General features: G+C 65.2%; 8 protein-coding genes. All 8 read left to right on the plus strand.

The window, feature by feature from the left end; genetic code table 11:
* The first annotated feature begins 51 nt into the window (after positions 1-51).
* On the plus strand, positions 52-1,059 hold the full coding sequence (gene gap / locus C2U70_RS19910) for a type I glyceraldehyde-3-phosphate dehydrogenase (RefSeq protein ID WP_140980123.1): 1,008 nt from the start codon (positions 52-54) through the stop codon (positions 1,057-1,059).
* A gap of 151 nt (positions 1,060-1,210) precedes the next feature.
* Complete coding sequence (locus C2U70_RS19915) at positions 1,211-2,407, plus strand: phosphoglycerate kinase (protein ID WP_140980124.1); 1,197 nt, start codon at positions 1,211-1,213, stop codon at positions 2,405-2,407.
* A gap of 51 nt (positions 2,408-2,458) precedes the next feature.
* The gene (gene fba, locus C2U70_RS19920) at positions 2,459-3,526 is read left to right on the plus strand and encodes a class II fructose-bisphosphate aldolase (protein WP_140980125.1); all 1,068 of its coding nucleotides are present in this window, start codon (positions 2,459-2,461) and stop codon (positions 3,524-3,526) included.
* 313 nt (positions 3,527-3,839) lie between these two features.
* Positions 3,840-4,865, plus strand: a complete 1,026-nt coding sequence (locus C2U70_RS19925) for a class I fructose-bisphosphate aldolase (RefSeq protein WP_140980126.1) — start codon at positions 3,840-3,842, stop codon at positions 4,863-4,865.
* Between the two features lie 2 nt (positions 4,866-4,867).
* Positions 4,868-5,560: a thiamine phosphate synthase gene (locus C2U70_RS19930; protein ID WP_140980127.1), complete on the plus strand. Its 693-nt coding sequence runs from the start codon at positions 4,868-4,870 to the stop codon at positions 5,558-5,560.
* Positions 5,557-6,630, plus strand: a complete 1,074-nt coding sequence (locus tag C2U70_RS19935) for a tetratricopeptide repeat protein (RefSeq protein WP_140980128.1) — start codon at positions 5,557-5,559, stop codon at positions 6,628-6,630. Before C2U70_RS19930 ends, C2U70_RS19935 begins: the two co-directional genes overlap by 4 nt.
* Positions 6,631-6,714: 84 nt before the next feature.
* Positions 6,715-7,509 carry an inositol monophosphatase family protein gene (locus tag C2U70_RS19940; protein ID WP_140980129.1) on the plus strand — a complete coding sequence of 265 codons (795 nt, stop codon included), beginning with the start codon at positions 6,715-6,717 and terminating at the stop codon, positions 7,507-7,509.
* A 224-nt stretch (positions 7,510-7,733) separates the two neighbouring features.
* The coding region (locus C2U70_RS19945; RefSeq protein ID WP_433960688.1) for a beta strand repeat-containing protein at positions 7,734-9,064 on the plus strand (1,331 nt) is incomplete at its 3' end.

Genomic DNA, 9,064 nt, shown 5'->3' on the forward strand with positions numbered 1-9,064 from the left:
GGCGCGCTGGCAGCCTTGCGGGATGAAAATGGTCATTGAAGGAGACGAATGATGGCAGTCCGCGTCGGAATTAACGGGTTTGGTCGCATCGGCCGCAACATCCTGCGGGCCATCGCAGAGTCCGGCCGCAAGGACATCGAGGTGGTCGGCATCAACGACCTCGGCCCGGTCGAGACCAACGCGCACCTGCTCCGCTTCGACAGCGTCCACGGCCGTTTCCCCGGCACCGTCACCGTCGATGGCGACACGATCAGCCTCGGCGGCAACAAGATCAAGGTGACCGCCGAGCGCGATCCCTCGAAGCTGCCCTGGAAGGATCTCGGCATCGACATCGCGATGGAGTGCACCGGCATCTTCACCTCGAAGGACAAGGCCTCCGCGCATCTGACCGCCGGCGCCAAGCGCGTGCTGGTCTCCGCGCCCGCTGACGGCGCCGACGCCACCATCGTCTACGGCGTCAACCACGACACGCTGACCAGGGATCATCTGGTCGTCTCCAACGGAAGCTGCACCACCAACTGCCTCGCGCCGGTCGCCAAGGTCTTGAACGACCTCGTCGGCATCGAGACCGGCTTCATGACCACGATCCACGCCTATACCGGCGACCAGCCGACGCTCGACACCATGCACAAGGATCTCTACCGCGGCCGCGCGGCTGCGATGTCGATGATCCCGACCTCGACCGGTGCGGCGAAGGCGATCGGCCTCGTGCTCCCCGAGTTGAAGGGCAAGCTCGACGGCGTCGCGATCCGCGTGCCGACCCCGAACGTCTCGGTCGTCGACCTCAAGATCATCGCCAAGCGCGCCACCGACGCCAAGGAGATCAACGCCGCAATGAAGCGTGCCTCCGAGCAGCAGTTGAAGGGCATCCTCGGCTACACCACGGCGCCGAACGTCTCGATCGACTTCAACCACGATCCGCACTCGTCCACGTTCCACGAGGACCAGACCAAGGTGCAGAACGGCACGCTGGTGCGCGTGATGTCCTGGTACGACAACGAGTGGGGTTTCTCGAACCGCATGGCGGATACCGCCGTTGCGATGAGCAAGGTGATCTAACTCCGCTCCCGTGTCCCGGACGCGATGCAGCGTGAAACGCTGCTTCGCAGATCCGGGACCCATTTCACCGCGAGACTCGCTGCAACGTGGGTCCCGGTTCTGCACAGCAGCGCTTCGCGCCGCTAGTGCGCCCGGGACAAGAGAGCCGAAGATGACCAACAAATTCCGCACCCTCGACGACGTCAATGTGAAGGGCAAGCGCGTGCTGCTGCGCGTCGACCTGAACGTGCCCATGGAGAACGGGCGCGTCACCGACGCAACGCGGCTCGAGCGCGTCGCGCCGACCATCACCGAGCTCGCGGACAAGGGCGGCAAGGTCATTTTGCTCGCGCATTTCGGCCGGCCCAAGGGACGCGATCCCAAGGAGTCGCTGAAGCCCGTCGCCGAGGCGTTGGCCAAGGTCGTGAACAGGCCGGTCGCCTTTGCCGACGATTGCATCGGCGAGCCCGCGGCGAAGGCCGTGGCCGCGATGAAGGACGGCGACATCCTGTGCCTGGAAAACACCCGCTTCCACAAGGAAGAAGAGAAGAACGATCCGGCCTTCGTGGCTGAGCTCGCAAAGCTCGGCGACATCTGGGTCAGCGACGCGTTCTCCGCCTCCCACCGCGCCCACGCCTCGACTGAAGGCCTCGGCCACAAGCTGCCGGCCTATGCAGGCCGCACCATGCAGGCCGAGCTCGACGCGCTGGAGAAGGCGCTGGGCTCGCCGACCAAGCCGGTCATCGCGATCATCGGCGGCGCAAAAGTCTCGACCAAGATCGACCTGTTGGAAAACCTCGTCACCAAGGTCGACGCGCTCGTCATCGGCGGCGGCATGGCCAACACCTTCCTGCACGCCCAGGGCGTCGGCGTCGGCAAGTCGCTGTGCGAGAAGGATCTCGCCCCGACTGCGCTGCGCATCATGGAAAAGGCCGAGGCCGCCAACTGCGCCATTATCCTGCCGGTCGACGCCACCGTCGCCTATCATTTTGCGGCCAACGCGCCGTCGCATGCATACGGCCTCGACGCCATTCCTGCCGACGGCATGATCCTCGACGTCGGCCCGCAATCGATCGTGCGCATCCATGCCGCGATCGACGATGCGGCAACGCTGGTCTGGAACGGTCCGGTCGGCGCCTTCGAGATGCAGCCCTTCGACCGCGGCACAATGGCTGCGGCGCGGCACGCCGCCGAGCGCACCAAGGCGAAGAAGCTGATCTCGATCGCGGGCGGCGGCGACACTGTTGCCGCGCTCAACCAGGCCGGTGTGAGCGCGGATTTCACCTATGTTTCGACGGCCGGTGGCGCATTTCTTGAATGGATGGAAGGCAAGCCCCTGCCCGGCGTTGAAGTTTTGCGCATCAAGTAAATAGCTGAACTAGCTAGAGGCCTCGCTGGCCCAAACGGGAGAAGGATACAGATGGCTCGGATCACGTTGCGTCAATTGCTCGATCATGCGGCGGAACACGACTACGGCGTCCCGGCTTTCAACATCAACAACATGGAGCAGGCGCTGGCGATCATGGACGCGGCCAACCAGGTCGACGCTCCCGTGATCATCCAGGCCTCGCGCGGCGCGCGCTCCTATGCCAACGACATCATGCTCAAGCACATGATGGACGCCGTCACCGAGATCTATCCGCACATCCCGGTCTGCGTGCATCTCGACCACGGCAACGAGGCCGCGACCTGCATGACCGCGATCCAGGCTGGCTTCACCTCGGTCATGATGGACGGGTCGCTGAAGGCCGACGGCAAAACCCCGGGCGACTGGGACTACAATGTCGGCGTCACCAAGACCGTGACCACGATGGCGCATCTCGGCGGCATTTCGGTTGAAGGCGAGCTCGGCGTGCTCGGCTCGCTCGAAACCGGCATGGGCGACAAGGAAGACGGCCATGGCGCCGAGGGTAAGCTGTCGCACGACCAGTTGCTCACCAATCCGGATGAGGCCGTAAAATTCGTCAAGGAGACAAAGGTCGACGCGCTCGCGATCGCGATGGGCACCTCGCACGGCGCCTACAAGTTCACCCGCAAGCCTGACGGCGACATCCTCGCCATGAACGTGATCGAGGAGATCCATCGCAAGCTGCCGAACACGCATCTCGTGATGCACGGCTCCTCCTCGGTGCCGCAGGACCTCCAGGAAATCATCAACGCCAATGGCGGCAAGATGAAGCCGACCTGGGGCGTGCCGGTCGCCGAAATCCAGCGCGGCATCAAGAACGGCGTGCGCAAGATCAACATCGACACCGACAACCGCATGGCCATGACCGGCCAGATCCGGAAAGTGCTGAAGGACAACCCGGAAGAGTTCGATCCGCGCAAGTATTTGAAGCCCGCCATGGAAGCCATGACCAAGCTGTGCAAGCAGCGGCTCCAGGAGTTCAACACCGCCGGCCAGGCCTCCAAGTTCAAGAAGATCCTGACCACCGCCGACATGGCCAAGCGCTACGCCAAGGGCGAGCTGGATCCCCGCGTCGCGTAGCGATCGCGAAGGTGGCGTAAAGGACCGACACGCACTCTCCTCCGTCATTCCGGGGCGCCGCAACGCGGCGAGCCCGGAATCCATCGGGCCACCGTCAACGCAGATGAATGGATTCCGGGCTCGCGCCAACCAAGTCGGCTGCTGCCGACTTGGTTCTTCAAATCTGCCGAACTCGGGTAAACCCGAGTTCGGGCGGCGCGCCCCGGAATGACCGGTCTCCCCGCTTTACCCTGCGACGAACGTTAACTCGGCAATTGCCCGAGAACGGTCTATTTTCCCGGGCAAGGCAGAATCGTTTTGGGAGGATCTCTCGATGAATCTGACTGAGCTCAACAGAGTAGCGACCGCCATGGTGGCGCCCGGCAAGGGCATCCTGGCGGCCGACGAATCCTCAGGCACGATCAAGAAGCGTTTTGACGCGATCGGGGTGGAATCGACGGAAGGAAACCGCCGCGACTACCGCGAGATGCTGTTTCGCTCAGAGGAGGCCATGCGCCAGCACATCTCCGGCGTCATCCTGTATGACGAGACGATCTGGCAGAATGCGAAGGACGGCACGCCGCTCATCAAGCTGATCGAGCAGAGCGGCGCCATTCCCGGCATCAAGGTGGACGAAGGTACGCAGGCCTTGCCGATGTGCCCGGGTGAAACAGTCACCGTCGGGCTCGACAAGCTCGCCGAGCGGCTGAAGAAATATTACGAGCGCGGTGCGCGCTTCGCCAAATGGCGCGCGGTGATCGATATCGGCAGCGGCATCCCGTCAATGACCGCGATCAGCGTCAATGCCCATGCGCTGGCGCGTTACGCCGCGCTGTGCCAGGCCGCGCAGATCGTGCCGATCGTCGAGCCGGAAGTGCTGATGGACGGCGATCACGACATCGACCGCTGCTATGAGGTGACGCAACGCGTGCTCAACAAGACGTTTCAGGAATTGCGCGTCCAGCGCGTCGCGCTCGAGGGCATGGTGCTGAAGCCGAACATGGCGGTGTCTGGCAAGAAATGCGCGAAGCAGGCCTCCGTTGCCGAGGTCGCGGAAAAGACCGTGCGCCTCCTCAAGGCTTGCGTGCCTGCGGCCGTGCCCGGCATCGCCTTCCTCTCCGGCGGACAGTCGGATGAGGAAGCGACCGCGCATCTCGACGCCATGAACCGGCTCGGCCGGCTGCCATGGGGCCTCACCTTCTCCTATGGCCGTGCCTTGCAGGCTGCGCCGCAGAAGGCATGGTCCGGCAAGGCGGAGAACGTTGCCGCCGGCCAGCGCGCCTTCTCCCATCGCGCACGCATGAACGGGCTTGCGAGCCAGGGCAAATGGGATCCGAGCCAGGAAAAGAAGGCGGCCTAGACTTGTCGAACAAACCCAAGCCCGCGCCTGCGCGCCCCGCGCCGCGCCTCTATCTCGCAACGCCGGTCGTCGACGATCCCGCCGCGCTGGTGAAAGAGTTGCCTGCGCTGCTCGCCGCCGCCGATGTCGCGGCCGTGCTGGTGCGGTTGAAGGAGACCGACCAGCGCACCATGATCTCGCGTGTGAAGGCGCTGGCGCCGCCGGTGCAGCATGCAGGCGCAGCGCTGCTGCTCGACGGCCATGCCGAGCTGGTCGCGCGCGGTGGCGCCGACGGCGCGCATCTCACCGGCATCGCCGCGTATGAAGAGGCCGCGCCCTCGCTGAAGCCGGATCGCATCGCCGGCGTCGGCGGCCTTGCCACCCGTCACGATTCCATGAGCGCGGGCGAGATGGGCGCGGACTATGTGCTGTTCGGCGAGCCCGACGCGAAGGGCCAGCGTCCGTCGACCTCAGCCATCGCCGAGCGGCTCGACTGGTGGGCCGAGCTGTTCGAGCCGCCTTGCGTGGGCTTTGCCACCTCCTCGGCGGAAGCGTTCGAGTTTGCCGCGTCGGGCGCCGATTTCGTGCTGGTCGGCGATTTCATCTGGGCCGATCCGCGCGGACCGGAGGCCGCGCTGACCGACGTCGACGCTGCCATCAAGAAGGCCTATGCAGAGGCGACCACGTCCGCCGGCGCGGATAGCCGATTGTCATGATGCTCCCGCGTTCGATCACGATCCTGTCCGCACTGGTGCTGCTGACCGCGCCCGCGGCCGCGCAGATCCAGCTGACGCCGCCGGCGACAGTGCCGAGCCCTCCGCCCGAGAAGCCGAAGGCCGCAAAGCCGCCCGCGCCGGCCAAGAAGAAGGAAGCCGCACCGGCGCCAAAGCCGTCGCCCTCGCCGAGCGCGCCGCCGGCGGCGACGGTGATCCCGGCGCCGCCGGTCGACAATTCCAATGTCGACCTCGTCTACGGCGCCTATCAGCGCGGCCAATACAAGACCGCCTTCGACCTCGCCACCGCGCGCGCGCAAGGCGGCGATCCCAAGGCCATGACCATGCTGGGCCAGCTCTATTCGGGTGCGCTCGGCATCAAGCGCGATTACGCCAAGGCGGCCGAGTGGTACAAGCGCGCCGCCGATGCGGGCGACCGTCAAGCGATGTTCGAGCTCGCGATGCTGCGCATCGCCGGGCGCGGCGGTCCCATCGACAAGGGCGAGGCCGTCAAGCTGCTGGCCTCCGCCGCAAAACTCGGCGAGCCGAAGGCCGCCTATAATCTCGCGCTGCTCTATCTCGATGGACAGACGCTGCCGCAGGACGTCAGGCGCTCCGCAGAGCTGTTGCGCCAGGCGGCCGATGCCGGACTGCCGGAGGCGCAGTACGCGCTCGCGACCTTCTACAAGGAGGGCACCGGCGTCGAGAAGGACATCGACAAGGCGGTGCGGCTGCTCCAGGCGGCGACATTGGCCGAGAATGTCGATGCCGAGGTCGAATATGCCATTGCGCTGTTCAACGGCACGGGCACGCCGCGCAATCCGCCGGCGGCCGTGGCGCTGCTGCGCAAGGCGGCCCGGCAGAACTCGCCGATCGCCCAGAACCGGCTGGCCCGCATCCTCATCACCGGCATGGGCGCGCCGGTCGACAAGGTCGAGGGCTTCAAATGGCACCTGGTCGCAAAAACCGCCGGCAAGGGCGATCCGGACCTCGATGCGCAACTGTCGAGCCTCAGTCCCGAGGACCGGGCGGCGGCCGAAGCCGCAGCCAAGAAATGGCTCGGGACCAAATGACTTGACGTTAGCCCCTACGCAGGGCACCCCATCCCTCGAGATCAGGCCGCTTGCCGCCGCTTCCCCCAATCAAGACCGAAAATCATGCTGTATTCCGCAACTATCAACGTCATGGTCAAGGCCGCGCGCCGCGCCGGCCGCAGCCTCAAGCGCGACCTCGGCGAGATCGAGCATCTCCAGGTCTCGCTGAAGGGCCCGGCCAATTTCGTCTCGCTCGCCGACAAGCGCGCCGAGGAGATCCTCTACCAGGACCTCGCCAAGGCACGCCCCGGCTACGGCTTCCTCGGCGAGGAAGGCGGAGTGCGCGAAGGCACCGACAAGAGCCACACCTGGATCGTCGATCCCCTCGACGGCACCACCAACTTCCTGCACGGCATCCCGCAATTCGCGATCTCGATCGGGCTTTCGCGCGAAGGCACGATCATCGCCGGCGTGATCTACAATCCCGCCAATGACGAGCTCTACATCGCCGAGCGCGGCAAGGGCGCCTTCCTCAACGACCAGCGCCTGCGCGTCGCCGGCCGCCGCAAGCTCGACGAATGCGTCGTGGCCTGCGGCCTGCCGCATATCGGCCGCGGCGACCACGACCTGTTCCGCCGCGAGATGAGCGCGATCCAGGATCAGGTCGCAGGGCTGCGCCGCTTCGGCGCCGCCTCCCTCGACCTCGCCTTCGTCGCCGCTGGCCGCCTCGACGGCTACTGGGAGCGCAACCTGCAGCCCTGGGACATCGCAGCCGGCCAGATCATGGTGAAGGAAGCCGGCGGCACCGTCAGCGACATCGACACCTCAGGCGACGCGCTGGTGACCGGGCACGTGGTGTGCGGCAACGAGTTCGTGCACGGCGAGCTGGTGAAGACGCTGCGGCCGCTGGCGAAGTAAGCGGACAAAATCTCGAAACAACCCCATGCAAAGTAGCCGGCGCTCGCCTAGGTTGACAGTTTGTCGCGCCCGGTAATGCGGTGAAATGAACTGTAACTGAAATAGCACATAGCGATTCAATAGACCGCCGCGGCTCTATTCGGATTGTGGGCGAAGGTTCCCTCCCGTACGGTCGGAATGTCGCGCCGCCAGTGGCCTGACAGTCGAACAGACGTCAGGTACCCATGGCAAGCTTTCAGAGCATTTTGAGCCATCGCGCTGCGCTGCTCGCATCCGCTGCGGTGGCGGTGACGCTGGTCGCAATGCCGGATGCGGCGCAGGCCCAGGCCATCTGGGGCGGGGCCGGAAGCACGACATTTACCTCGGACTACAACCTCGGCAGCAACTGGAGCACCGGGGTCGCTCCCGTCGGCGCCGGCGTGGCCGCGTTATTTGAGGGGACGGGATCGACCTCCGTGAACGTCACCGCCCCGGTCGCAGTTGGCGCCGTGTACTTCAACCAGATCGCCACATCTCAATCCTATGTGGTCACCGGCGCCGCAATTACATTGGCCAACGTCGCAGCCGATTCGATCCGAAACTTCGCCAATGCGGGGCAGGCCATCAGCATTGCCAATGACCTTAACGGCGGCGTTTCGCGAATTAATCAAGTCGGAGTCAGTACGCTGACGCTGTCCGGCACCAGCACATTCGGGACCGCCGACGTCTTTTTGGGCACGCTCGTCAACAGCGGAAACCTGACGATCAACACCGTCACGATTAGCGGCACGGGGACATACACGAACACCGGTACCACCACGGGCAACATCAGCAACAGCAGCAGCGGAAGCACTTTCAATAACAATTCGAGCGCCACCCTTGCAGGCTCGCTCTCGCAATCAGGCGGCAGCACTGCGAACGCAGGTTCGATCACCGGCAATGTCCAGACCGCCGGCACGTTCACCAACAACACCGGCGGCTCGGTTGCCGGCACCACCACCGTCACCGGCGGCACGGTGACCAACAGCGGCGGTACTTTTGGGGTGGTCGACAACGGCACCGGCGGCACCTTCGACAACACCAGCGGCAGCGCCGGTGCCGTGTCGAATGCCGGGACCGCGACCAACGGCGGCACCATCGCTTCGCTGACCAACAGCGCCGGCACGTTCACCAACAATAGCGGTGGCTCGGTTGCGGGCACCACCACCATCACCGGCGGCACGGTGACCAACAGCGGCGGTACTTTTGCGGCGGTCGACAACGGCACCGGCGGCACCTTCAATAACACTAGCGGCAGCGCCGGTGCCGTGTCGAATGCCGGGACCGCGACCAACGGCGGCACCATCGCTTCGCTGACCAACAGCGCCGGCACGTTCACCAACAATAGCGGCGGCTCGGTTGCCGGCACCACCACCGTCACCGGCGGCACGGTGACCAACAGCGGCGGTACTTTTGCGGCGGTCGACAACGGCACCGGCGGCACCTTCAATAACACTAGCGGCAGCGCCGGTGCCGTGTCGAATGCCGGGACCGCGACCAACGGCGGCACCATCGCTTCGCTGACCAACAGCGCCGG

Source organism: Bradyrhizobium guangdongense (genome assembly GCF_006483445.1).
GTDB lineage: Bacteria > Pseudomonadota > Alphaproteobacteria > Rhizobiales > Xanthobacteraceae > Bradyrhizobium > Bradyrhizobium guangdongense_A.